This is a genomic window from Gordonia sp. NPDC003376 (genome assembly GCF_053589235.1).
This window is the reverse complement of sequence record NZ_JBSFRM010000025.1, coordinates 1,442-25,569: the sequence shown is the minus strand read 5'-3', so window position 1 is coordinate 25,569 and position 24,128 is coordinate 1,442. Positions and strand designations below refer to the sequence as shown.

General features: G+C 68.8%; 26 protein-coding genes. 16 read left to right on the top strand and 10 right to left on the bottom strand.

Annotated elements, in window-relative coordinates:
• Together ACWDUA_RS20605 and ACWDUA_RS20600 are read left to right on the top strand one after the other, a co-directional pair.
• Positions 1 to 1,038: a CDP-alcohol phosphatidyltransferase family protein gene (locus ACWDUA_RS20605; RefSeq protein WP_449752869.1), complete on the top strand. Its 1,038-nt coding sequence runs from the start codon at positions 1 to 3 to the stop codon at positions 1,036 to 1,038.
• The gene (locus tag ACWDUA_RS20600; protein ID WP_449752868.1) at positions 1,035 to 3,272 is read left to right on the top strand and encodes an AAA family ATPase; all 2,238 of its coding nucleotides are present in this window, start codon (positions 1,035 to 1,037) and stop codon (positions 3,270 to 3,272) included. Before ACWDUA_RS20605 ends, ACWDUA_RS20600 begins: the two co-directional genes overlap by 4 nt.
• 39 nt (positions 3,273 to 3,311) lie before the next feature.
• Here the strand turns inward: ACWDUA_RS20600 and ACWDUA_RS20595 are convergent, their stop codons facing one another.
• Entirely contained in the window at positions 3,312 to 3,884 is a 573-nt protein-coding gene (locus tag ACWDUA_RS20595; RefSeq protein WP_449752867.1) for a hypothetical protein, read from the bottom strand.
• A gap of 101 nt (positions 3,885 to 3,985) precedes the next feature.
• The gene (locus tag ACWDUA_RS20590) at positions 3,986 to 4,393 is read right to left on the bottom strand and encodes a hypothetical protein (RefSeq protein ID WP_449752866.1); all 408 of its coding nucleotides are present in this window, start codon (positions 4,391 to 4,393) and stop codon (positions 3,986 to 3,988) included.
• Between the two features lie 136 nt (positions 4,394 to 4,529).
• Between ACWDUA_RS20590 and ACWDUA_RS20585 the strand changes: the two genes are divergently transcribed.
• Genes ACWDUA_RS20585 through mnhG form a run of 6 tightly spaced genes read left to right on the top strand, consistent with a single transcriptional unit; the run spans position 4,530 to position 11,058 of the window.
• On the top strand, positions 4,530 to 7,451 hold the full coding sequence (locus ACWDUA_RS20585; protein ID WP_449752865.1) for a Na+/H+ antiporter subunit A: 2,922 nt from the start codon (positions 4,530 to 4,532) through the stop codon (positions 7,449 to 7,451).
• Positions 7,448 to 8,071: a Na(+)/H(+) antiporter subunit C gene (locus ACWDUA_RS20580; RefSeq protein WP_449752864.1), complete on the top strand. Its 624-nt coding sequence runs from the start codon at positions 7,448 to 7,450 to the stop codon at positions 8,069 to 8,071. The genes ACWDUA_RS20585 and ACWDUA_RS20580 overlap by 4 nt, the downstream gene beginning before the upstream one ends.
• Complete coding sequence (locus ACWDUA_RS20575; protein WP_449752863.1) at positions 8,068 to 9,675, top strand: Na+/H+ antiporter subunit D; 1,608 nt, start codon at positions 8,068 to 8,070, stop codon at positions 9,673 to 9,675. Before ACWDUA_RS20580 ends, ACWDUA_RS20575 begins: the two co-directional genes overlap by 4 nt.
• Complete coding sequence (locus ACWDUA_RS20570) at positions 9,672 to 10,463, top strand: Na+/H+ antiporter subunit E (protein WP_449752862.1); 792 nt, start codon at positions 9,672 to 9,674, stop codon at positions 10,461 to 10,463. Before ACWDUA_RS20575 ends, ACWDUA_RS20570 begins: the two co-directional genes overlap by 4 nt.
• Positions 10,460 to 10,723 (top strand): monovalent cation/H+ antiporter complex subunit F, encoded by a 264-nt coding sequence (locus tag ACWDUA_RS20565; protein WP_449752861.1) that lies wholly within the window; start codon positions 10,460 to 10,462, stop codon positions 10,721 to 10,723. The genes ACWDUA_RS20570 and ACWDUA_RS20565 overlap by 4 nt, the downstream gene beginning before the upstream one ends.
• Positions 10,720 to 11,058: a monovalent cation/H(+) antiporter subunit G gene (gene mnhG, locus ACWDUA_RS20560; RefSeq protein ID WP_449752860.1), complete on the top strand. Its 339-nt coding sequence runs from the start codon at positions 10,720 to 10,722 to the stop codon at positions 11,056 to 11,058. The genes ACWDUA_RS20565 and mnhG overlap by 4 nt, the downstream gene beginning before the upstream one ends.
• A gap of 43 nt (positions 11,059 to 11,101) precedes the next feature.
• Here mnhG and ACWDUA_RS20555 read toward each other — a convergent pair whose 3' ends face one another.
• From ACWDUA_RS20555 to ACWDUA_RS20540, 4 genes are all read right to left on the bottom strand, one after another.
• Positions 11,102 to 12,241, bottom strand: coding sequence for a glutamate--cysteine ligase (locus ACWDUA_RS20555; protein ID WP_449752859.1), 1,140 nt, complete (start codon positions 12,239 to 12,241; stop codon positions 11,102 to 11,104).
• A 39-nt stretch (positions 12,242 to 12,280) separates the two neighbouring features.
• A complete protein-coding gene (locus tag ACWDUA_RS20550) occupies positions 12,281 to 12,895 on the bottom strand; it encodes a superoxide dismutase family protein (protein ID WP_449752858.1) in 615 nt (204 codons plus the stop codon).
• 68 nt (positions 12,896 to 12,963) lie between these two features.
• The gene (locus ACWDUA_RS20545) at positions 12,964 to 13,452 is read right to left on the bottom strand and encodes a LytR C-terminal domain-containing protein (RefSeq protein WP_449752857.1); all 489 of its coding nucleotides are present in this window, start codon (positions 13,450 to 13,452) and stop codon (positions 12,964 to 12,966) included.
• Positions 13,453 to 13,534: 82 nt separating this feature from the next.
• A complete protein-coding gene (locus tag ACWDUA_RS20540; RefSeq protein ID WP_449752856.1) occupies positions 13,535 to 13,909 on the bottom strand; it encodes a DUF3263 domain-containing protein in 375 nt (124 codons plus the stop codon).
• Between the two features lie 280 nt (positions 13,910 to 14,189).
• Here ACWDUA_RS20540 and ACWDUA_RS20535 point away from each other — a divergent pair, with 280 nt between their 5' ends.
• From ACWDUA_RS20535 to ACWDUA_RS20515, 5 genes are read left to right on the top strand one after another with little or no spacing between them, the layout of a single operon-like run.
• Positions 14,190 to 15,011, top strand: a complete 822-nt coding sequence (locus ACWDUA_RS20535; RefSeq protein WP_449752855.1) for an esterase/lipase family protein — start codon at positions 14,190 to 14,192, stop codon at positions 15,009 to 15,011.
• A gap of 10 nt (positions 15,012 to 15,021) precedes the next feature.
• Positions 15,022 to 15,639, top strand: coding sequence for a peptide deformylase (locus tag ACWDUA_RS20530; RefSeq protein WP_449752854.1), 618 nt, complete (start codon positions 15,022 to 15,024; stop codon positions 15,637 to 15,639).
• 29 nt (positions 15,640 to 15,668) lie between these two features.
• A complete protein-coding gene (locus ACWDUA_RS20525; protein ID WP_449752853.1) occupies positions 15,669 to 16,493 on the top strand; it encodes a GNAT family N-acetyltransferase, cg3035/Rv0428c family in 825 nt (274 codons plus the stop codon).
• Positions 16,490 to 17,053, top strand: a complete 564-nt coding sequence (locus tag ACWDUA_RS20520; RefSeq protein WP_449752852.1) for a ribonuclease domain-containing protein — start codon at positions 16,490 to 16,492, stop codon at positions 17,051 to 17,053. Before ACWDUA_RS20525 ends, ACWDUA_RS20520 begins: the two co-directional genes overlap by 4 nt.
• Positions 17,050 to 17,568 carry a barstar family protein gene (locus ACWDUA_RS20515; RefSeq protein ID WP_449752851.1) on the top strand — a complete coding sequence of 173 codons (519 nt, stop codon included), beginning with the start codon at positions 17,050 to 17,052 and terminating at the stop codon, positions 17,566 to 17,568. Before ACWDUA_RS20520 ends, ACWDUA_RS20515 begins: the two co-directional genes overlap by 4 nt.
• 58 nt (positions 17,569 to 17,626) lie before the next feature.
• On the opposite strand, the gene ACWDUA_RS20510 is transcribed toward ACWDUA_RS20515, so the two are convergent.
• Both ACWDUA_RS20510 and ACWDUA_RS20505 read right to left on the bottom strand, forming a co-directional pair.
• Positions 17,627 to 18,385: a siderophore-interacting protein gene (locus tag ACWDUA_RS20510; protein ID WP_449752850.1), complete on the bottom strand. Its 759-nt coding sequence runs from the start codon at positions 18,383 to 18,385 to the stop codon at positions 17,627 to 17,629.
• 72 nt (positions 18,386 to 18,457) lie between these two features.
• Complete coding sequence (locus ACWDUA_RS20505; protein ID WP_449752849.1) at positions 18,458 to 18,811, bottom strand: GNAT family N-acetyltransferase; 354 nt, start codon at positions 18,809 to 18,811, stop codon at positions 18,458 to 18,460.
• Between the two features lie 331 nt (positions 18,812 to 19,142).
• Between ACWDUA_RS20505 and thiC the strand changes: the two genes are divergently transcribed.
• Both thiC and thiD read left to right on the top strand, forming a co-directional pair.
• The gene (gene thiC / locus ACWDUA_RS20500) at positions 19,143 to 20,735 is read left to right on the top strand and encodes a phosphomethylpyrimidine synthase ThiC (protein WP_449752848.1); all 1,593 of its coding nucleotides are present in this window, start codon (positions 19,143 to 19,145) and stop codon (positions 20,733 to 20,735) included.
• Positions 20,732 to 21,586 (top strand): bifunctional hydroxymethylpyrimidine kinase/phosphomethylpyrimidine kinase, encoded by an 855-nt coding sequence (thiD, locus tag ACWDUA_RS20495; RefSeq protein WP_449752847.1) that lies wholly within the window; start codon positions 20,732 to 20,734, stop codon positions 21,584 to 21,586. The genes thiC and thiD overlap by 4 nt, the downstream gene beginning before the upstream one ends.
• A gap of 15 nt (positions 21,587 to 21,601) precedes the next feature.
• On the opposite strand, the gene ACWDUA_RS20490 is transcribed toward thiD, so the two are convergent.
• Both ACWDUA_RS20490 and ACWDUA_RS20485 read right to left on the bottom strand, forming a co-directional pair.
• A complete protein-coding gene (locus ACWDUA_RS20490; RefSeq protein WP_449752846.1) occupies positions 21,602 to 21,985 on the bottom strand; it encodes a cupin domain-containing protein in 384 nt (127 codons plus the stop codon).
• Positions 21,986 to 22,184: 199 nt separating this feature from the next.
• Positions 22,185 to 22,568 (bottom strand): SHOCT domain-containing protein, encoded by a 384-nt coding sequence (locus tag ACWDUA_RS20485; protein ID WP_449752845.1) that lies wholly within the window; start codon positions 22,566 to 22,568, stop codon positions 22,185 to 22,187.
• Between the two features lie 103 nt (positions 22,569 to 22,671).
• Here ACWDUA_RS20485 and ACWDUA_RS20480 point away from each other — a divergent pair, with 103 nt between their 5' ends.
• On the top strand, positions 22,672 to 23,712 hold the full coding sequence (locus ACWDUA_RS20480) for an LLM class flavin-dependent oxidoreductase (protein WP_449752844.1): 1,041 nt from the start codon (positions 22,672 to 22,674) through the stop codon (positions 23,710 to 23,712).
• Positions 23,713 to 24,128 lie beyond the last annotated feature (416 nt).

Sequence of the window (24,128 nt, the reverse complement as noted above, 5' to 3'; positions counted from 1 at the left end):
ATGAACCCTCGTCCGGACCGCAAACCCGGGGCGGCGCGCACCCCCACCTCCCGGGTGGCCTCGCGCACCGGCCGCCGCACCACCGCAGACCAGCAGTCGTCACTGCTCCGGCGGCAGGCGTCGGCGTCGCGGATGTTCGTCCCGTCGGCACTCACCATCCTCGCCATCTGCGCCGGGATGACCGCGATCCGCTTCGCCGTCAACGGCAACGTGAACGCGGCCATGGGCCTGCTCGTGGCCGCCGCACTGCTCGACGGCATCGACGGGCGGGTGGCCCGGATGATGGGCGCGACCACCAAGATGGGCGCCGAGATCGACTCCCTCGCCGATGCGATCAACTTCGGTGTGGTGCCGGCGGGCATCGTGTACTTCGCGCTGCTCGGCGGTTCCGACATCGGCTGGGGCATCGGGCTGATCTACTGCTGTGCCATCGTGCTGCGGCTGGCCCGGTTCAACACCCTGCTCGACGATGACGACGCCCCCGGCTACACCCGGGACTTCTTCGTCGGGGTGCCCGCACCGGCCGCCGCGATCTGTGCACTCCTTCCCATCGGCCTCCATCAGCAGTTCGGCGACGGCTGGTGGACGTCGGACACCGCGATCGGGGCGTGGTTGTTGCTGGTGGCCTTCCTCGCGGTCAGCCGCGTACCGACGTACTCGTTCAAGGCATCCAAGGTGTCGCCGCGGGCGCTGCCGGTGCTGCTGATCCTGGTCGCGATCGGGGCGGCCCTGCTGCTGACCTACCCGTACGTGCTGATGATGATCCTGATCGGGCTGTACGCCGCGCACATCCCGTTCGCGTGGCGCAACCGCCGCTGGGTGGCCTCGCGCCCCGAACACTGGGATGCCCCGCCCCGCGAACGCCGCGCCGAGCGTCGTGCACTCGCCCGCAGCCAGCCCGGTCGCCGGATCATCCCGGGCCGTCGGCAGGCGATGAAGAAGTCCGACGGCCGGCTGGGATTGCACCGGCCCGCAGGCCGCCGCCACCCGGCGGCGTCGGGCGCGCCCACCGACCATTCGGGAGATCCGACGACGTGACCGCGCAGCTGACGCTCACCGCCCGCCTCAATCCGTCCGCCGCCGACGGCCGCCGCGGGATCGTCCGTGTCCACCGTGAGGTGCTCACCGCGCTGGGATTGCGCGAGTGGGATGCGGTCAGCATCACCGGTGCACGGGTGACCGCGGCGGTGGCCGCCGCAGCGGCCGACGACGCCCCGACCGGCACGATCCTGCTCGACGACATCACCTTCTCCAATGCCGGTGTGCGGGAGAACGCGTCCGTCGTGATCGGTCCGGTGCCGGTGCACGGCGCGAATCGGGTGATCGTCACCGGCTCGGCGCTGGCCACCCACGGCGCCGATCCCACCACGCTGCGGCGCGCACTGCTGGGCAAGGTGTTGTCGGTGGGCGACGCGGTCTCGCTGCTCCCCCGGGATCTGGGGCCCGAGCTCACCGCCGCCGAGGCCACCCGCACGCTGGCGCGGTCGGTGGGCATCACCTGGACCAACGAGCTGCTGACGGTGTCGGCCACCGAGCCCGGCGGACCGGTGAGCGTGCAACCGAACACCGCGGTGTTGTGGGCGACGGCAGGCGGCACCGGGTCCGGCGGGGCAACGGTGAGCGCAGCGGCCGCGGCACCCGCGCCCACGTCCACACCGGTCGCCGCCCGGCAGCCCTCGGAGCCGCCGCGCCCGGTGGCCGAACTGGTGGGCGTCGACGCACAGGTCGCCCGGCTCACCGAGTGGCTGACCATCACCCTCGACGAGCCCGAGGTACTCCGAACCCTCGGCGCCACACCCCATCTCGGCGTGATCCTGACCGGACCGGCCGGGGTCGGCAAGACGACGGTGGTGCGGTCGGTGGTCGCAGGTCGCCCCCTCGCCGTCGTCGACGGACCGACAGTCGGTGCCACCGAGGCGAATTCGCGGTTGCGCGCAGTCACCGACGCCATCGGCACCCTCGCCGGCGGCGGCGTCCTGCTGATCACCGACATCGACGCCTTGCTGCCCGACGAGCCCGAACCGGTGTCCACCCTGATCCTGGACGCACTGCGTACCGCACTGGCCGCACACGACGCCCAGCGGCCGACGATCGCGCTGGTCGCGACGAGCTCCGAGCCGGCGAACATCGATGCGCGCCTTCGTGATCCGGATCTGTGCGATCGCGAGCTGACGATCGGCCTGCCGGATGCCGCGGTCCGCGCCAAACTGCTCGCGGCGATCCTCCAGGGCGTGCCGACCGACGGCAGCCTCGACCTGGCGACGGTTGCCGCGCGCACCCCGGGCTTCGTCGCCGGCGATCTCGCGGCACTGGCCCGAGAGGCGGCGCTGCGGGCCGCGGCCCGGTACACGCGCACCGACACCCCCGACCGGCCGGCGCCGACCCTGTCCGACGCCGACCTGCAGGGCGCGCTCGAGGTGATCCGGCCGGTGTCACGAGCCGAATCCCCCGAAGTGGCACTGGGTTCGATCACCCTCGACGATGTCGGCGACATGGTGGAGACCAAACAGGCACTCACCGAGGCGGTGCTGTGGCCGTTGCAGCATCCCGACACCTTCGCCCGGCTCGGGGTCGACCCGCCGCGCGGGGTGCTGCTGTTCGGCCCGCCCGGCTGCGGGAAGACCTTCGTGGTGCGGGCGCTCGCGGCGTCGGGCCGGCTGTCGGTGCACACCGTCAAGGGTGCCGAGCTGATGGACAAGTGGGTGGGTGCCTCCGAGCGGGCGGTCCGCGACCTGTTCTCTCGCGCAAGGGAATCCGCGCCGTCGTTGATCTTCCTCGACGAGGTGGACGCCCTCGCGCCGCGGCGCGGGCAGTCCACAGATTCCGGCGTCACCGACCGCGTGGTCGCGGCATTGCTGACCGAGCTCGACGGTGTGGAACCCCTGCAGGACGTGGTGGTGCTCGGCGCCACCAACCGGCCCGATCTGATCGATCCGGCGCTGCTGCGTCCGGGACGGCTCGAACGTCTGGTGTTCGTGCCGCCGCCGGACGCGGCAGCGCGCGGCGACATCCTGCGGACGGCGGGCAAGTCGGTGCCGCTGGCCGACGACATCGACCTCGACGACCTGGCCGCCGATCTCGACGGCTACTCGGCCGCCGACTGCTCGGCGCTGCTGCGTGAGTCGGCGCTCGCCGCGATGCGCCGCAACATCGACGCCGCGACGGTCACCGCCGACGACATCGCCGACGCCCGCACCCGGGTCCGGCCGTCACTGGAAGCGGCCCAGGTGGAGAACCTGCGGGCCTATGCCGAACGGCGCCTCGACAAGTAGCCGTCCGGCGGGCGCCTCCCCGGCCCCGGTTCGGCGAACTCAGCTGGTCTGGGTCTGACCGTCGGACTGTGACGGGGTGGTGGTGGACGGGGTCTGCCCGTTCTGGCCCTGGCCGGGCATCTGACCGTTGCCCATCCCGGGCATCTGCCCCATGCCCCCGCCGCTCATGCCCCCGCCGTTCATGTTCCCGCCGTTCATGTTCCCGCCGGGCACCTGACCGTTGCCCGGCATCTGGCCCATGCCACCGCCGTTGGTGCCACCGTTCATGTTCCCGCCGGGCATCTGGCCACCCCCACCGAACGGGGACTGCTGGGTGGTCTGCGACGACCCGGAATCGCCGACCACATAGCCGGCACCGAAGCCGAGCAGACCGAACCCGACGGCGAGGCCGATGCCGCCGGCGATGATCGCGTTCCTGGTCTTGTCCGGCGTGCCCGGCCGGGGTGCACCGGCCGGAGGGACCTCGGCGGCACCCACGGCCATCGGGGCGGGACCGGGCGCACCCGGCAGGGGCGTGCTGCCGGGCACGCCCGACAGGGGCGCGGTCGCGGCGTCGGCCGCCCCGGCGGGCGGGTTCGACGGATCGGGCGTCGTGGTGTCGGACAGCGACATGTCACTCTCGCTTTCGGGTGAGGGAATCAACACCGCCCACGGTGCCCACCCCCACTGGGCCCCGACTGCCCGATCACTGTGAGTCGTCTGTGAACGCCCGATCAGCCGGTGCTGACCTGATAGAACAGCGACGTGCCACCACCGGCGGCGACCGGCGACACCCCGACGGTCACCCAGTAGGTGCGTTGGTCCTTGTTCGCCGACAGCCGGACCACGGACTGCCCGCCCGCGGTGTCGCGACCGTTCTCCTGGTAGCCGTCGTCGGTGAGCTTCCGCACAGCACCGTCCAAGGGGTTGCCGGCGTTCGCCGGCGCCTGCACGGTGAGCGTCCACTGATCACCGCTGCCCGCCGACGCGATGATCTGCCCGTCGACCAGCGGAACCTGATCGGCGGGGAAGTCCGCGGGCAGGCCCGCCCGGCGCTCGGCCTCGCCCGAGGAACAGCCGGCCAGCACGACCGCCACGACGAGTGCGGTGAGCAGTGCTCCCAGCCTGACGAACCGAGTCATGGCAGCAACGGTAAGGTAAGTGCGCCGGACCTCACCAACGACACCCCACCGTGTCGCCTCTCCGAGATGACACGACCGGGGTGACGGAGCGGTCCGCGTCACCCCGCCCACCCGAGTAGAGACGGAGTGCTCCCCGTTGATCGCTGTGCTGACTGCACTCGCAGTGTGCGCACTGATCGCACCGGGAGTGATCAAGGTCCTCGGGACCCGGGGGTTCTATGTTCTCGCGTTGGCGCCGCTCGGCGGGCTGATCTGGGTCCTGTCGCACTGGCCGGGTTCCGACCGTTCGCCCACGACGCAGACCATCACGTGGGTCCCGTCCCTGCACATGGACATCGTCATGCGGATGGACAGCCTCTCGGCCATCCTGTCGGTGCTCATCCTCGGCGTCGGCACGCTGGTGCTCTGCTACTGCGCGCACTACTTCGACGACGCCCGCCCTCGCGTACAGGTGTTCGGCGGCGAGATGGTGGCCTTCGCCGCCGCCATGTTCGGCCTCGTGACCAGCGACAACATGCTGGTCCTCTACATCTTCTGGGAGCTGACGACGGTCCTGTCGTTCATGCTCGTCGGCTTCTACCGGATTCGTGCCACCGCCCGCCGCTCGGCCACCCAGGCCCTGCTGGTCACCACCCTGGGCGGCCTGGCGATGCTCGTGGGCATCATCATGCTGGGCGAACGCACCGGCAGCTACCTGCTCAGCGACCTGATCGCGGATCCACCGTCGGCCGGTGTCTACGTCGACATCGCGGTGGTCCTGCTGCTGATCGGTGCACTCAGCAAGTCGGCGATCGTCCCCTTCCACTTCTGGCTGCCGGGCGCCATGGCCGCCCCGACCCCGGTCAGCGCCTACCTGCACGCCGCGGCGATGGTGAAGGCCGGCGTGTACCTCGTCGCCCGCATGGCCCCCGCCTTCGCCCCCCTGCTGAGCTGGCAGATCATGGTGATCGCGCTGGGTACGGTCACGATGGTGCTCGGCGGCTGGCGATCGCTGCGTGAGCTCGACCTGAAGCTGATCCTCGCATTCGGCACGGTGTCGCAGCTCGGCTTCATGACGGTGCTGGTCGGCATGGGCGACGCCAATGTGGCGATGGCCGGCCTGACCATGCTGGTCGCACACGCCCTGTTCAAGGCGTCGCTGTTCATGGTGGTCGGCATCATCGACCACGCGACCGGCACCCGCGACATCCGTAAACTGGCCCGCCTCGGCCATCGTCTGCCGGTGCTGGCGGTCACCGCGGCCGTCGCCGGTGCGAGCATGGCCGGACTGCCGTTCACCCTCGGCTTCGTCGGCAAGGAGACCGCATTCGGGGCGGTGTGGGCGACCGGGTCGTTGCAGCCGTGGCAACGCGACACCGTCGACATCGTGCTGCTGATCGGTTCGATCATCACCTTCGCCTACACCTGCCGCTTCCTGTGGGGTGCGTTCGGGCGCAAACTCCGGACCCTGCCGAGCCGGGCGGTCGCCAAGATGCATCCGCCCACCCCGATGTTCCTGTTCTCGCCGATTCTGCTGGCCGCCCTGGGCGTGGTGTCCGGCTTCGTCAGCGGGTGGATCGGGCACTGGTTCGAGCCCTACGCCGAGACCCTGCCCGCCTACGGGCACGAGCTCGAGCACCTCGCGCTGTGGCATGGGTGGGGACTTCCGGTCTACTTCTCCATCATCGTCATCGTCGGCGGTACCGTGCTGTTCCTGGTGGTCCGGGCCCTGCGCGAGCGGATCTTCTCGTTCAAGCCGCTGATCAACGCCGACCGGATCTACGACGCCACGCTGCGTGGCGCCGACACCCTGTCGCTGATGATGACCCGCAACACCCAGCGTGGATCGCTGCCGGTGACGCAGGGCATCATCCTGAGCACGGCGATCATCCTGCCGACGACGATGCTGTTCCTCGGCTCCCGCGACCGGCTGGAGGCGAGCGGTTTCGAGTCGGCCATCCAGGCCGTGATCGGCGGCATCATGGTCGCCGCCGCGCTGGCCACGGTGGTGCTGCGCAACCGTCTGGCCGCCACCCTCACCGTGGGCATCACCGGCTACGGCTGTGGCGCCCTGTTCGCGCTGTACGGCGCCCCCGACCTCGCGCTCACCCAGTTCCTGGTGGAGACGCTGACGCTGGTGATCTTCGTGCTCGTGCTCCGCAAGCTGCCCGCCGAACCCGAACCCCGACATGCGACCGCGTTCAAACCGCTGCGTGCCCTGATCGGCCTCGCCTTCGGTGTCTCGATCGTGCTGGTGGGGCTGTTCGCGGCGGCCGCCCGCACCGGCCAGCCGGTCAGCGTCGATCTGCCGTCGGCGGCCTACGACTTCGGTCACGGCGCCAACGCCGTCAACGTGCTCCTCGTCGACATCCGCGCCTGGGACACCCTGGGCGAGGTGTCGGTGCTGATCGTCGCCGCCACCGGCGTCGCGTCCATGGTGTTCCGCAATCGACGCTTCGGTGCCGCCCCGCGGGTCGCCGACGCCACCCGGCTGTTCGGTGCCAACCACAACGAGGACGACGACCCGATCCCACCGGACCGCACCACCTGGCTGCTGGGCAGCGAGTTCCGCGACCCGCGGCACCGGTCGATGGTGCTCGAGGCCACCACCCGACTGATCTTCCCGACCATGGTGGTGTTGTCGGTGTACTTCTTCTACGCCGGTCACAACTCGCCGGGCGGCGGCTTCGCCGGTGGCCTGACGATGGGACTGGCACTGGTGCTGCGGTATCTGGCCGGTGGCCGCTACGAACTCGGCGAGGCGTTGCCGGTGGAACCGGGCACCTTCCTCGGCGCCGGTCTGCTGATCTCCGCATCCACCGCGGTGACCTCGATGTTCCTCGGTGCCCCCGCGCTCTCGTCGGCGGTCTTCGAGATCACCGTGCCGGTGCTGGGTCACGTCAAGCTGGTCACCGCACTGTTCTTCGACCTGGGCATCTACCTGATCGTGATCGGTCTGGTACTCGACGTGCTGCGCAGCCTCGGCGCGCGCCTGGATGTCGAGGGCCCCGACGCGCCGGAGGCCGGCAGCACCGTCGCCGAGGCCGTGGCCGCACGACGGGCAGGTGAGCGCGGATGACCATCAATCTCGGACTGCTCGTGGTGATCGCCGTGCTGATCGCGGCCGGCGCCTATCTGCTGATGGAACGCAGTCTGGTGCGGATGCTGCTGGGTCTGCTGGTCGCCGGCAACGGCATCAACCTGCTGATCCTGGTGATCTCCGGCGGGATGGGCAACCCACCGATCAAGGGCCGCGACTCGGCAGGCCGCGCCGGCGACGCCGACCCCCTCGCCCAGGGGATGGTGCTCACCGCGATCGTGATCACGATGGGTGTCGCGGCCTTCGTGTTGTCGCTGGTCTACCGCCTGTTCGTGCTCAACCGCGACGACGACGATGTCGAGGACGACGTGGAGGACGTCAAGATCCTCACCGGCTCGCTGCAGACCGCCCCCGACCGCGACCGCAGCGACGACCCGCTGACCGGCGCCGACACGTCCGCGGGCGACCTGTTCGACGACGAGGGCAACCCGCTGACCCCGGAGGAGTACAGCAAGCTGCACCAGGACCTGATCGAAACCGACCTCATGCCCGAGGACGTCGACGTCATCGACGAGCTCGCCGATGGGGACAGCGATACAGATGGAGGCCGTCACGGCGGCCACGGCGGCTCCGAGGATCCCGAGGGGGTGCGATCATGACCCCACAGACCTCGTGGTTGCCGATACTGATCACGCTGCCGACGCTCGCGCCGATGCTCGGTTCGGCACTGGCCCTGGTTCGCAGCCGCAGTCCGCTGCTGCAACGGGTCGTCACCGTCGGCGCCATCCTCGTCGCCTTCGTCGCGTCGTGTCTGATGCTGTACCTGACCAACGAGCACGGCACCTACTCGCTCGCCGTCGGCGGATGGGGCGACCGGGGCTTCCCGAACGGCCCGCTCGGTATCACCCTGGTGGTCGACCCGCTCGCCGCGCTGATGCTGGTGGTGTCGTCGTTCGTGCTGCTCTGCGTGGTCATCTACGCAATCGGTCAGGGTATCCGTGACGGCAGCGAAGACCAGCCGGTGTCGATCTTCCTGCCGACCTATCTGATCCTGTGTGCCGGCGTCTGCAACTCCTTCGTCGCGGGCGACCTGTTCAACCTGTTCGTCTCGTTCGAGGTGCTGCTCGCCGCGAGTTTCGTGCTCCTGACCCTCGGCGCCAGCGCCGACCGCGTGCGTGCCGGCGCCTCGTACGTGATGGTGTCGATGCTGTCGTCGCTGATCTTCCTGGCCGGCATCGCCTTCGCCTATGCCACCACCGGCACGCTCAATCTGGCCGAGATGGCGTTGCGGCTGGACCACGTGCCCGACGGCACCCGCAATGCGCTCTATGCGGTGCTACTGGTGGCCTTCGGCATCAAGGCGGCGGTGTTCCCGCTGTCGACGTGGCTGCCCGACTCCTACCCCACCGCCCCCGCACCGGTCACCGCGGTGTTCGCCGGCCTGCTCACCAAGGTCGGTGTGTACGCGATCATGCGCACCCACACCCTGCTGTTCCCTGGCGGGTCGATGGACCGCATCCTGTTGATCGCCGGTCTGCTGACCATGCTGGTCGGCATCTTCGGTGCCATCGCCCAATCCGACATCAAGCGTCTGCTGTCGTTCACCCTGGTCAGCCACATCGGCTACATGGTGTTCGGCATCGCGCTGTCGTCGGAGATCGGGATGAGTGCGGCGATCTACTACGTCGCCCACCACATCCTCGTGCAGACGACGTTGTTCCTGGTGGTGGGACTGATCGAACGGCAGGCCGGGTCCGCGTCGCTCCGCCGCCTCGGTGGACTGATCGCCAGTCCCGTACTGGCCACGCTGTTCTTGCTCCCCGCCCTCAACCTGGGCGGCATCCCCCCGTTCTCCGGCTTCCTCGGCAAGGTCGCGCTGATCCAGGCCGGCACCGACAACGGCTCGGTCCTGGCGTGGATCCTGGTCGCCGGCTCGGTGGTCACCAGCCTGCTCACCCTGTACGTCGTCGCCCGGATCTGGACCAAGGGCTTCTGGCGTCCGCGCGCCGACGCCCCCGAGGGCGACCTCTCCGACAGCGCACCGTCGGCCCTGATCGACGAGAGCGCCGACATCGCCTTCGACGACCGCGAGGACGTCGGTCGGATGCCCGCCACCATGGTGCTGCCGACCGCGTTGATGGTGGCCGCCGGCATCGTCCTGACCATCTGGGCGGGACCCATCTTCGGGTTCACCGACCGGGCGGCCACCACGATCATCGACCGTGACCACTATGTCGGCGCGGTCCTGGGAGGTGACCGATGAGCGACGCACGACCCCCGCGGCGGGAGCCGGTCCGTCCGGTCGGCAAGGGTCCGGTGAAGTCGGGCATCGTCAACGCCTGGCGCCTGACCGTGATCACGTTCGCGTGGACGACGGTCAGCGCCTGGGTGTGGGTGCACGAGCGCATCCGCATCCCGAGCTGGCTCGGCTCGGACGGTCGTGAGGCCGCCGTCCGGTTGTGGACGATCGGTTGGCTGACCTTCGTCTGGGTGTTGCTGTGGGGCACCCTCTCGTGGGCCAACGTGATCGCCGGGGTGGTGCTCGCGGTGGCCATCCTGATCCTGCTGCCGCTGCCCCGGGTACCCGTCGAGGGCCGCATCCACCCGCTGTCGTTGCTGGTCCTGGTCGGTCGTCTGGTGGTGGACTTCTTCATCTCCAGCGCCCAGGTCGCGTGGGTCGCCGTCCGGCCCGGGCGTCCCCCGCTGGGGGCGGTGATGCGAGTGCGGGTGGCGATCAAGTCCGACATGGTGCTCACCCTCGCCGTCGACTACCTCAACCTGGTGCCGGGCACCATGGTGCTCGAGATCGACCACCGTCGGCGGATGCTGTACGTGCACGTCTTCGATGTCCGCTCGGACAAGAAGGTGCGCCAGTTCTACCGGCAGGTGGCCTTCGTCGAGCGCATGTTCATCAAGGCCTTCGAGCGCGACAGCGAATGGCATCCGAGCCCATATCACGGCATCGACGACGACTACCACCACGTCCGGCCCGCCGACCGCGCCGCCGCGGTGTCCGGCGACCGCAGCACACGCCATCGGGGTGAGCGATGACCGTCGTCTGGTACCTCGTGGGTGCATTGCTGCTGATCGCCGCGATCCTGGTGACCGCCCGGATCCTGCTCGGCCCCACCACCCTGGACCGCCTCGTCGCCCTCGACGCGCTGATCGCGATCTGCATGTGCGGTCTGGCCGCATGGGCCGCCTACAGCGGTGACACGACGGTGGTGCCGGGGATCGTCGCGCTGTCGTTGGTCAGCTTCGTCGGATCGGTGGCGGTCGCCCGATTCCGGGTCAGGGACGATCAGACATGAGCATCACCCAGATTCTCAGCGCGGTGTTCCTGCTGATCGGGGCCCTGATGGCGCTCACCGCGTCGATCGGCATCCTGCGCTTCCCGGACACCCTGAGTCGGATGCACGCCGCCACCAAACCCCAGACCCTCGGTCTGCTGCTCATGTTGATCGGCGCCATGCTCAGCATCGGCGGCAGCCACATCGACATCGGCATGCTCGTATTGGCCGGGATCTTCGCGCTGATCACCGCCCCGGTGGTGGCGCACCGCCTGGGCCGCCTGGTCTATCAGGAGCAGCGCGCCCGCGACGGGCTGATGAGCCGCGATCAGATGGAACGCGGCGACCGCGACTGACACCCCGCCCGGCTGGGTGGGCCCCCGCGTGTTCGGGTTCGGGTCAGTGCGTCCCGTTCAGCTCGCCGACCACGGATGCGACCACCGCACGCGGGTCGCGGGTGCGCTGGTAGACGGCGCGTTGCCGCTGATAGCTGCCGCCGCGCGCGATGATGTCGGCGACCCGGCCGAGCTCGTCGAGGCAGTTGAGGTCGGCGGCGATCGGTTCGAGTCGACGCAGCAGGTCGACGAGGTCGTCGGTGACCAGGCGCTCGTTGCACTCCGCGTCGAGGATCACGATGGCGTCGAGACCGTACCGGGCGGCCCGCCACTTGTTCTCCTGGACCAGCCAGGGCGCCATCTGCGGGAGTTCCTCCCCCGCCGACAGCCGACGGTCGAGGTCGACGACGAGGCAGTGGATGAGGGCGACGATCGCCGACAGCTCGGCCAGATTGGACATGCCGTCGCACACCCGCACCTCGATGGTGCCCAGGTGCGGTGACGGCCGGATGTCCCACCGGATCTCGTTGATGTGGTCGATGATCCCGGTGGTCTTCTGGTCGGCGACGAAGGCCTCGAACTCGGCCCAGGCGGCGAAGTGGAACGGCAGCCCCGCGGTGGGCAGTTGCTGGAACATCATCGCCCGGTTGCTGGCGTAGCCGGTGTCGTCGCCGGTCCACATCGGCGACGACGCCGACAACGCGAGCAGATGCGGATAGTGGTTGAGCAGCGAGGTCAGGATCGGGAAGACCTTGGCCCGGTCGTCGATCCCGACGTGGACGTGCACACCCCAGATGAGCATCTGACGACCCCACCACTGGGTGCGTTCGATCAGCTCGGCGTATCGGTGGCCCTCGGTGAGCAGCTGTGTGGAGTACTCCGCGAACGGATGGGTGCCGGCACCGAACAGGTCGACGCCGAGATCACCGCTCACCGACCGGACCGCATCGAGCGTGCGCCCGAGATCGGCGATCGCCGTCGGGGTGTCCGGGCAGATCCCGGTCACCAGCTCGACGGTGTTGCGCAGCATCTCTTTGTGCACATGCCCGGCGAGGGCGGGGTGTCGGCGGCCGAACTCCGCGAAGAGATCAGCCGCCGAATTCGAGAGATCCCCGGTGGTGCGGTCGGTGAGGGCGAGTTCCCACTCCACGCCGAGGGTCGGTTCCGCCGATCCACGGAACTCGATGGGGGTGATCACCGGCATCGGCCCGTCCTCATCGTGCCCGGAGTCCTGTCGCCGGGATCAGCTGTGCTCGGTCTCGACGACGCCGCAGGCGACGCGACGCTCGGCGTCGGCGCCGGTGTCGTGGATGACCAGCGCGTGGCCGTCGGCCTGGGCGACGGTGAAGGTGGTGGTGGTGATCGTGGTGGTGACGGCGCCGTCGGAGCTGACGGTGATCGTCCCCAGGTCACCCGACTCCGGCTGGCCGGTGTGGCCGTCGACCTGCAGGTGACCGCCCGCCGAGGCGAACTCGTCGGCGGCGGTACAGGAGGTGCCGGTGTGGACGTGGATGCCGTGCTGACCGGCGGTCAGACCGCTACCCGAGTCGATCTTGACGGCGACGGACACCTTGTCACCGCCGGTGGTGAAGGTGACCTCGCCGATCTGCTTGCCCGCGACGGTCTTGACGGCGGCGACGGCGACCTCACCCTGGCCGGTCGGGGGGATGCCGTCGGCGTCGTCGATGCCCACGGAGGGTGCCGGGTTACCGGTGATGACCGCCGGGGTGGTGCCCTTCTCGGTGGTGGTGGGCTCATCCGGGGTGCAGCCGGCCAGGGCCAATCCGATGGCACCGGCCGATGCGAGCACCGCCAGCGCGCGCACGGTCTGACGGCCTGATTTCGAACTGACGGTCATCTCGCTCCTCGAGGTGATGGGTTGGTGTTCATCCGGCCGGAATCCGGCGCGGGAATCTGCGGGGGGGTTCATCGGCTCACCACGACCACGGCGATCCCGCCCTGACACGGGGCGAACGAACTGCCGAGGTTGTCACGACTCTCGACACTGGCGTCACCGCTGAGGGCGTCGGCGATCTTCTGCGCCTCGTCCTTCTGGTCTGCCTCGGAGTAGACGATCGTGTTCTCGGAGAATCCGCCACGGGTGTAGTTGGACGGTTTCTGGGTGGTGAAACCCTTCTCCTTCAGCTGGTCGGCCACCTCACCGGCCAGACCGGCGATCTGACCGGCGTTGACCACGCAGATCTTGACGTCACTTGCGGCGGCGGTGGACGACGCCGGCGCGCTGCTGGTGGTGGCCGGGGCGCTGGCCTGTGCGGCCTGCAGGGCGGCCTCGGGGTCGTTGCCCGAGGTGGCCGCGGAATGCCAGCCGAGTCCGATGAACACGATGGCCACGGCGAACAGCAGCATGGCGCCGGCCCGCAGTGGCAGTCGATTCGTGTCGCGATCAGCATTCATCATCGATGACCTTAGCCCACATCGGTGGGACCTCCCGGGCGGGAGCGCCCCGTCGGTCTCGACAGCGGTGGTCCCGGACGGACTAGGTGATCTCGAACCCCAGTCGGCGCGCGGCGCGCGCCTTCTGACGCGAGGCGCGCAGGCGCCGGAGTCGTTTGACCAACATGGGGTCGGCGGCGAGCGCCTCCGGACGGTCGACGAGTGCGTTCAGGAGCTGGTAGTACCGGGTCGCCGACAACCCGAACAGTTCCTTGATCGCCTCTTCCTTGGCGCCGGCGTACTTCCACCACTGACGCTCGAAGGACAGGATGTCGTGCTCACGCCGCGACAGACCGTCCGGCCCCACCTCGTGTGGATCGGCGGTCGCGGTCGTGTCGTTCGCGGTGGTGTCGTTCGCGGCGGTCTCCGGTGCCGGCAGATCACCCTGCTTCTGGCTTCGCGCTGCTGCGCTGTCCATCACGCTCCCTCAAGATCGCCTCTGCAGCCCGCACACCACGGAACATGGCGGCGGATAGGCGCCGACAGGGATCTGTCCGCCGGCCACTGCCCGCCCGAATCACAGTGGTGTGGTTCGTCAATATCTAACCACGCATCGGGCCCCGTACCCCGGTGTGACTCGCCCTGCGTATCGCATGTTCGGGGCCGTCCGGACGGCGCACCTCTCCCCGGTCGCCGATGACCGTTTGTTAGCCTCCCCTTATTCGAGGGGCGGAATAGCCCATCAGGGGGAGGCAGCAGTGAATCGATCATCCATCATCCGCAGGAATGTCGGGGTACGGGCGGTACACGGTGTGGCACTGATCGCAGGCCTGATCGCCGCGCTGACGGCGTCGGTGTTCGCCATCACACCGGCCGGTGCCGCACCGGATGGCCCACCCGCCGGGGAGCGGGTGGTGTTCGTCCTACCGGGCCAGCAGCTACTGCCGGAACCGGCCCTGGTCGACGCCACCTACGGTCCGCTCGAGGACGCCCTGCGCCGTGACGGCTACCGCGTCGAGCGTCTCGACGTGCAGGGATTCGACGTCGCCGCCGACGCCGAACTGATCGCACGAAAGGTCCGCCCGGTGGCGGGGTCCGCCTCCTTCGTCGGGCTCGTGGCCCACTCCGCCGGCGGACTCGGCGGGCGGTACTTCCTGAAGTTCCTCGGCGGCGCCGACCTCGTCGACGAGTACGTCGCGATCGGTGTCCCGCAGTACGGATCGCCGTCGGGGTGTTCGCAGCCGGTCGGCAAGGGCTACGACACCTGCACCGATTCGCCGCTGATCAAGCGGTTGAACGCCGGGGTCGACGCGCCCGGTCCGACGCGGTACTCGGTGGTCCAGAGCGACGGCGAATGGGTCGACGGACGCCTCGACGGCACCGCGCAGTGCCGGACATATGTGCCGGTACCGCTGGCCAACACCGGCTTCGACCACACCATCGAGCCGGCCACCCGGCAGATCATCGAGCCGGTTCGCGCGACGCTGCGCGGGCGGTGCCCCGGACGGCTCGTCACCGATCCGGTGGACGGCTTCACCTGGAAGCAGACGCTGTATCCCGGTATTCGGGCACCGAAGTAATCTGTCGGTCATGGCGATTCTCCCGATCTGCATCATCGGCGAGCCGGTGCTGCACCGTCCCACCGAACCCGTGCCGCTCGACGCGCAGGGCCGTCCGTCCGCCGAGACGGCAGCCCTGCTCGACGACATGTACGAGACGATGGACGCGGCCAACGGCGTCGGGCTCGCGGCCAACCAGGTCGGCGTCGGCGCGCGCATGTTCGTCTACGACTGCCCGGACGGTGAGTCGCGGATGGCCGCGCGGCGGCGCGGCGAGGTGATCAACCCGGTGCTCGAGACCTCCGAGATCCCCGAGACCATGCCCGACCCCGACGACAACGACGAGGGCTGCCTGTCGGTCCCCGGCGAGCAGTTCCCCACCGGTCGTGCCGACTGGGCCCGCGTCTCCGGCGTCGACCGTAACGGCGACGCAGTGGTGATCGAGGGCCACGGGTTCTTCGCGCGGATGCTGCAGCACGAGGTCGGCCATCTCGACGGCTTCCTCTACGTCGACGTCCTCGTCGGCCGCAACGCCCGTGCGGCCAAGAAGGCGGTCAAGCGCAACGGCTGGGGTACCCCCGGCCTGACGTGGCTTCCGGGTGCGCAGGCCGACCCGTTCGGTCACGACGACGACGAAGACGACGACTGAGTACCGTCACGACGAGAACCGGAGAACGCATGTCACCCGACCCCTTTCGGGGCGTGCCCGCCTTCCGGGGCGACCGGGTGGTGGTGCGGTATCTGCTCGGTGCCACGACTCCGGCCGATTGGCGCCCGACGCCCGATCCCGCATCCGCCGGCGCACCGACCCGCTCCGACGTCACCGGGCTCCTCGTCGACCGCGGCGATCCGGTCCGCCTCGAGCGCGACGGCGTGATCGAGTCGATCCCGTGGGCGGCGATCTCCTCGATCCGCCTGTTGTCGGCGGTTCCGGTGCGCAACAGCGAGATCCGCACCCTCGAGCGGGTGATGGCCACCGCCGGGGCAGGATCCGATCACGAGTGGATCGGCGGTTGGCTGGTGCGCGCCGACGGCCCCGACCCGTCGGCGGTACCCCTGGAACGAACCGCGTATGCCGACACCGTCACCCTGACGGCGATCGAGATGTTCTACACCGCACGCGGATTGCCGGTGCTGCTGTCGATTCCCGAACGCCTCCTGCCGAGACAGGTCGACGGCACCCCGGTGGGACCGGAGATCCACGTCCTGACCTGTGATCTCACCGACGTCCGGGAGGTCGGTGACGACACGACGCCGGTTCGGCACGACGCCAGGGACGCCGTGGTGTCCACCGCGGTCGACGGCGCGCGGTGGGCGGGGATCTCGGCGATCGACGACGCCGCCCTCGCCGACCGCATGGCCTGGGCCGCCGCACACGGCGCAGCACACGCCTACTCCCGCCTCGCGGCCGATGACGCCGCGGCCGGAGATCTCTGTCGAGCAAGGGGTTTCACACTGCATCACCGCAGCAGGCACCTCCACCCGGCAGGACCGGCCCGATGAGCGCGGCCGAACCCACCGTGGCCCGGCGTCGACGCCAGGCGCTGATCACCGCGATCTGCCTGGTCGTCGTGGCCGTCGTCGTGGTGATCACCTGGGTGATCGACGGGAACGACACCGATCAGGTCTCGGGGCAACAGAATCCGGCCCACCAGAGCTCCACCCAAGCGCGCAGCACCGCCACGATGTCGAGATCGGCGTCGGCGGCCGCCACGCCGGGCACGCCCCGGTCCACCCGTGCGGCGAGCACCCGCGCCACCACGGCGGCTTCCGCACCCGTCCATGTGCTGCGCACGCTGGCGCTGATCGATGCCGGACAATGGCCCGAGGCGGCCGACGCACCCGGCACCAAGGGCGGGGTGGTCTTCCGCAACAGCGAGGGACGGCTCCCCCGGAGCACCGCCGCAGGCGTGCGGATCACCTACCAGGAGTGGGACGTCAATCCCAAGCAGGACGGACGATCCCGCGACGCCGAGCGGATCGTGACCGGCAGCGACGGGTCGGCCTGGTACACCTCCGACCACTATCAGACCTTCAACCGGATCCGGGGGCCGAACTCGTGACCGCACAAACGCTTTCCCTGGCCGAATTCCTCGCCGACGGTCCGCTGCCGGGGCTCGCCGACCGGCGGATGTCCACCGACGACGCGACCGCCACGCTCCCGGCCACGTTGCCCGACGGCGTCGAACTGCGGGTCACCGACGGCGCCCGATTGCGCACGAGGAAGGCACTGTTCACCGAGTTCGCCCGGATCTGGACCTTCCCCGCCTACTTCGGCCACAACGCCGATGCCTTCGACGAGTGCATGCGCGATCTCGACGAGTTCGCCCGTGACGCCGGAAAGCCCACGCCGACGGGCTATCTGACGGTGATCACCGGCGCGCAGCGCCTGCTGACATCGGCGTCGGAATTCGCCTGGTTCGCCCAATCGATCACCTTCTATCGCGACCACTACCGCGACGTCGCGTCCCCGCCTGCACCGTTCGCGGTGCTGTTGGCGGCACCGGAGACGGCCCGCGCGGAGGTCATTGCCCGCTGGCGCTCCGCGGGCATGCCGCCGGTCCGTGTGACGGTGTGACCACCCCCGGCGCATCGGTCCACCGGTAGCGTCGACGATCCGCGCCGGCCACCCGGGGTCAGGACTTCTCGTCGCCGGGTCGCCAGTACGCCTGCGCCTTGACGCCCTTCTTGCCGAGACCGAAGTCGGTGCGGAACAGTTCGGCAACAGCCCGGGTGCTCGCGGTGTCGAGGGCAACCCAGCCGAAGTGCCCGGTGGCCACATGGGCGGCGGATCGTACCTCGTCGACGAGCGCCGCGCCGTCACGGTCGCGTCGAATCCAGTGCACCGTGTCGACGTCGCGGGTGCGGAGCGGGAGGTCGCGGTCGTCGTCGTGGGTGTACTCGAACCAGATGGTTGCCGGGACGTCCGGCGACGACGCCCGCAACGTGTCGAGCAGCGAGTTGATCGCCGGCAGCGCCGCCGGGTCACCGGCGATCAGCCAGCCGGTCGGGGCGGGTTCGGGAATGGCGAACTTGGACCCCATGAACGTCGCGCCGAGGATGTCGCCGGGCTTCGCGGACTGGGCCCAGCGGGCCGCGGCGCCGTCGTGGAGGGCGAATTCGATCGCGAAGGTGTCGGCCGCGGGGTCGGGATCGGCGAGGGTGTATCCACGTTGGTGGGCCTTGCCGTCGGACTCGAACCAGAGGCGCACCCACATGGTCGGATGCACCGGCCGGTCACGGAGCAGTCCACCGCCGGTGAACGTGACACGCACGTAGTGGTCGGTGATCTTCTCGCTGCCCGTGACGGTGAACTCGTAGTCGTCGGCTCGCAGGAGTTTGAGGACGGCGCCCTGCCATCCGCGTGACGGGGCCTTCTGTCGGGTGTCGGCCATACCGATCCTTTCCTCGGGTACATGCACTCGAGGAAAGGGTAGCCTAACCAGACCGTCGAATCCCGGATCCGCTCAGACCGGCGCCAACGGCACGATCCCGGGATGGGAGTCGAGGAAGTCCTTGGTGAACGAACAGATCGGCCGGACGCGGACGCCCTGGTCACGGCAGTAGGCGAGCGCCCCTCGCGTCAGCCGCGTGCCGAGGCCGTGTCCGGTGTACTCGTCGTAGAGGACCGTGTGCAGCACCGTGATCGTGCGCTGCCCATCGATCTCCTCGTCGGAGTATCCGAGCACTCCCACCAGGTCACCGGCCACCCACAGTTCGAACCGTTCACGGTCGCGGTTGTGGACGACCTGCGAGATCTGCTGCAGGATCGACTGCGCCGTCTGTGGCGGCTGGTGGTGATGCCTGTTCTTGCGATTCATCCGTCCTCACCCCTTCGACGCCCGTTCGGTGGGCACCCGACGTCATCCCGTCCGGCGCCCCACCCCGGACGGAGATCACCTTCTGTGATCCGCGTCACAGGCTACCTTACGCTTCCGTAGGGAGTGCAAGAGGTTGCCGGAAATGCCTGGGCGTGTCGCCCGTCACGGGTCCCACGGTGACGGCCGGGCGAGGTGGGGGTAGGCTGTCGGCCGCACCACACAACAACTTCACCGACGCGGGGGCTCTCACGATCCGAGGGCTGAGATGACGGCAGGACGGCCGTCGACCGCCCGAACCTGTCCGGATAATGCCGGCGTAGGGAGAGCAATCATGGGGACACGTGTATCCACCGACACCACGACCGTCGCATGCAATGCGGTCACGACCGGACCGATCTCGGGCAGTCACAAGCACCACCTCGACGCCGATGGTCTGAGCATTCCGCAGCGTCGGATCGAGCTCACCAACGGTGAGCACCTCGACGTCTACGACACGTCGGGCCCATACACCGACGACGCCGCGACCATCGACCTCGAGCGGGGCCTGCCCCGCGTCCGCGACAGCTGGCGGCGGCCGACCCCGGTCGATGGCGCCTCCACCCAATTGGCATGGGCGCGAGCAGGTCTGGTGACAGATGAGATGCGGTTCGTCGCGGCTCGCGAGGGAGTCGACGTGGAGCTGGTCCGCACCGAGGTGGCCACCGGTCGTGCGGTGATCCCGGTCAACCACCGCCACCCCGAATCGGAACCGATGATCATCGGAAAACGGTTCGCGGTCAAGGTGAATGCCAATATCGGCAACTCGGCGGTGACCAGCTCGATCGCCGAGGAGGTGGAGAAGATGGTGTGGGCCACCCGTTGGGGCGCCGACACCATCATGGACCTGTCCACCGGTGCCGAGATCCATCAGACACGTGAGTGGATCCTGCGGAACTCGCCGGTCCCGGTGGGGACGGTGCCGATCTACCAGGCACTCGAGAAGGTCAAGGGGGATCCCACCGCGCTGACCTGGGAGCTCTACCGCGACACCGTGATCGAGCAGGCCGAGCAGGGCGTGGACTACATGACGGTGCACGCCGGGGTGCTGTGGCGCCATGTCCCGCTGACCGCGAGGCGGGTCACCGGAATCGTCTCGCGCGGCGGATCGATCATGGCCGCCTGGTGCCTGGCCCACCAGCAGGAATCGTTCCTGTACACCAACTTCACCGAGCTCTGTGAGATCTTCGCGCGCTACGACATCACCTTCTCACTGGGCGACGGACTGCGTCCGGGATCGATCGCCGACGCCAACGATGCCGCCCAGTTCGCCGAGCTGCGCACCCTCGGCGAGCTCACCACCATCGCGAAATCACATGGCGTGCAGGTGATGATCGAGGGACCGGGGCACGTGCCGATGCACAAGATCGCCGAGAACGTACGACTCGAGGAGGAACTGTGCGAGGAGGCACCGTTCTACACCCTCGGCCCGCTGGCCACCGACATCGCGCCCGCGTACGACCACATCACGTCGGCGATCGGTGCGGCGATGATCGCGCAGGCGGGCACCGCGATGCTCTGCTACGTCACGCCCAAGGAGCACCTGGGACTGCCCAACCGCGACGACGTGAAGGTCGGCGTGATCACCTACAAGATCGCCGCGCACTCCGCCGACCTCGCCAAGGGCCATCCGCGCGCTCAGGAACGGGACGACGCACTGTCCAAGGCTCGCTTCGAGTTCCGGTGGCACGACCAGTTCAACCTGGCACTCGACCCGGACACCGCCCGCGAATTCCACGACGAGACACTGCCTGCCGAGCCGGCCAAGACCGCGCACTTCTGCTCGATGTGCGGACCCAAGTTCTGCTCCATGCGGATCTCCCACGACATCCGCGCACAGGCCGAGTCCGACGCCACCCTGCTGCCCCTCGACGTGAGTACCCGGTGACCGATCCGTGGCTCCTGCCCACCGCCGCCCCCGGACAGACGCCGGTCCGGGTGATGACCATCGCCGGCTCGGATTCCGGTGGCGGCGCGGGCATCCAGGCCGACCTGCGGACCTTTGCGCTGCTCGGTCTACACGGAACCGTCGCCCTCACCGCGGCCACCATCCAGAACTCGCTGGGCGTCACCGGATTCCACGAGATCCCGCCGGAGGTGGTGGCCGCGCAGGTCCGGTCGGTGGTCTCCGACATCGGGGTGAGCGCGGTGAAGACCGGCATGCTCGCGTCGGCGCCGATCATCGCCGCGGTCGCCCAGGTGTGCACCGAACTCGGCATCGGCGGTGACGGGCCGATCCCGCTGGTCGTCGACCCGGTGTGTGCATCGATGCACGGCGATCGCCTACTCGCCCTCGAGGCACTCGACACGCTGCGTCAGCGCCTGTTCCCGCTCGCGACCGTGGTGACCCCGAATCTCGACGAGGTCCGGTTGCTGACCGATGTCGAGGTCACCGATCCCGGGTCGCAGCGCGAGGCCGCGCGCGCCCTGTTCGAGCTGGGCCCGAAGTGGGTGCTGGTGAAGGGCGGCCATCTGCGGTCGAGTGCACAGAGTCCGGATCTGCTGTTCGACGGCTCCGAGTTCGGCGAGTTCACTCACGAGCGCATCGACACCGGGCACGACCACGGCGCCGGCGACACCCTGGCCTCGGCCACGGTGGGCGCCCTGGCGCACGGCTATCCGGTGCCGGATGCGATCGCCTTCGCCAAGCGATGGGTCACCTGCGGACTGCAGGCCGCCTATCCGCTCGGCGCGGGGCACGGTCCGGTCAATCCGCTCTGGCGGGTCACCGGACCGTAGTCCGCAGTGGGGCCGTCACGCGGTGCCCATGTGCTCCACATCTGGTGCACGTGCATAGTCGGTGGCGCCGTACCAGTCGACGATCACCACCGGCTCATCGCCGACCACCCACGCATCGTGGCCTTGCGGGAGGCTGGTGACGTCGCCGGGGCCTGCGTCGAATTCGGTACCGTCGTCCATCTTGATGTGCAGCAATCCGGAGATGTGGTATTGGAAATGCGGCGCCTGGCAGGACTCGGTGCCGGCGAAGGGTTTGACGTCGTTGGACCAGCGCCACCCCGGCTGGAGGATCAATCGGCCGATGTCACTGTCGCCGACGGAGAGGATCTCGGCCTTTCCGTGCGGGAAGTCCCGCACCTCGGTGGGCTTGCCGAAGCTCTGGTGTTCGGTGGTCTGCATGTCGTCCTCCTCGGTTCGACGGACCCCTCATGCAGGTGGACATGCGATGTCTGCGGATCAGACACCAGAATTGTCTCCCCTACCGCCGGGTAGAGAAAGGCACACACCCGGCGGATTCGATCCGCCGGGTGTGCGTTGGCCGAGATGCGACAGCCGTTGCGTCCGCGATCTTTCGGGCGACTAACGACCTATCGGTGCATCAGTGTGCCAGGGCCTTGGCCTTGAGCGCCTCGAATTCCTCGGGAGTGATCGCACCCGAGTCGAGGAGCTGTTTTGCCTCCGAGATCTGCTGCGCCGGAGAAGTTCCCGCAACGGTCTTGATGTATTGGTCGGATTCCTTCTTGTACTCGACGGCCGCTGCCTGGGCGCGCTCGGACATACCCTTGCCCTTGACGAGCAGATACACCAGTGCCGTCAGGTACGGGAAGATGATCAGGAAGACCACCCACACGGCCTTGGACCAGCCGGACGCCTTATGGTCTCGGAAAAGATCGGCGATGATGTACCACAGCACGATCAGGTAGGCCACGAAGGCGAAGATGATGACCATCGACCACAGGAAGTTCCAGAACGAGTCCCACACGGGAGGTCTCCTTTAGATGATATGACGCGGGGTGCGAACAAACCGTGATCAAAGCATTGCACACCTGGGGCGTGGGGACATCACCCATGCAGGAGGATTATCTGTGGGAATCGAATTGGGCCTGGACACCTTCGGCGATGTGTCGGTCGACGACGACGGTGCCCCCGGCACCGCCGCGGAGTCGATTCGCAACCTGCTCGCCCAGGCGATCCTCGCCGACGAGGTGGGCGTCGACTTCATCGGTGTCGGTGAGCATCACCGCGACGACTACTCGGTGTCGGCACCCGAGGTGGTACTCGGTGCGATCGCCGCCCGCACCAGCCGAATCCGGTTGGGGTCGGCGGTCACGGTCCTGAGCTCGGACGACCCGATCCGCGTGTTCGAGCGGTTCTCGACGGTGGATGCACTGTCGACCGGCCGCGCCGAGGTCATCCTGGGTCGTGGATCGTTCACCGAGTCGTTCCCGCTGTTCGGGTTCGACCTTGAGGAGTACGAGGAGCTGTTCTCCGACAAACTCTCGCTGTTCGCACACCTGCGCACCGGTCGGCCGGTCACCTGGGAGGGCGTCACCCGTCCCCCGCTGACCGCGCAGGTGGTCTATCCGCAGCTCGCCACTCCCCCGTTGCCGACGTGGATCGCGGTCGGCGGCAGCCCCGAATCGGTGGTACGCGCCGCCCGCCACGGTCTGCCGCTGATGCTGGCGATCATCGGCGGGGACCCACTGCGCTTCGCCCCGTACGTCGACCTGTACCGGCGAGCCCTCAACCAGCTCGGCAAGCCGGAGGATCTGCCGGTCGGGGTGCACTCTCCCGGCCACGTCGCCGAGACCGATGAGCAGGCGCGGGAGGAACTGTGGCCGCACTATCGCGGCTACGTCGCCCGAATCGGTGCAGAGCGTGGCTGGCCGGCCCCGACTCGGATCGAGTTCGACCGTTCCACCGGTCCCGGCGGCTCCCTGTACGTCGGGTCGCCGGAGACGGTGGCAGGCAAGATCGCCCACACCGCCCGAGCGCTGGGTCTGACACGTTTCGACATGAAGTACTCCCACGGCACCCTGGGTCATCGGGCCATGATGCGCAGCATCGAGCTCTACGGCACCCAGGTGATCCCACGAGTCCGGGAGCTGCTGGCCGAGCACGAGTGAACGGCAGATTCAGCCACGGCACCCTGGCTCAATCATAACTTCGGCTCAATCATAGACTGCGCGTTTATGGTTGAGCGACCAAGCGCCCCGATACCAGATCAATCATCCACTCTCCATTGCTGGTTGAGCCGACGAGGAGCGCAGCGACAAGTCGTGTCGAAACCTCCGCCGGCCATGCTCCACAACGCGCCCACCACCGAGGCGGTCACCACCCACCGCCGGCTCCAGAGATTTCGACACGGGTCCTCGCGATGCTCGGTCCCGGCTCAATCATCGTGTGGCCATTGCTGGTTGAACCGACGAGGAGCGCAGCGACGAGACGTGTCGAAACCTCCGCCGGCCATGCTCCACAACGCGCCCACCACCGAGGCGGTCACCACCCACCGCCGGCTCCAGAGATTTCGACACGGGTCCTC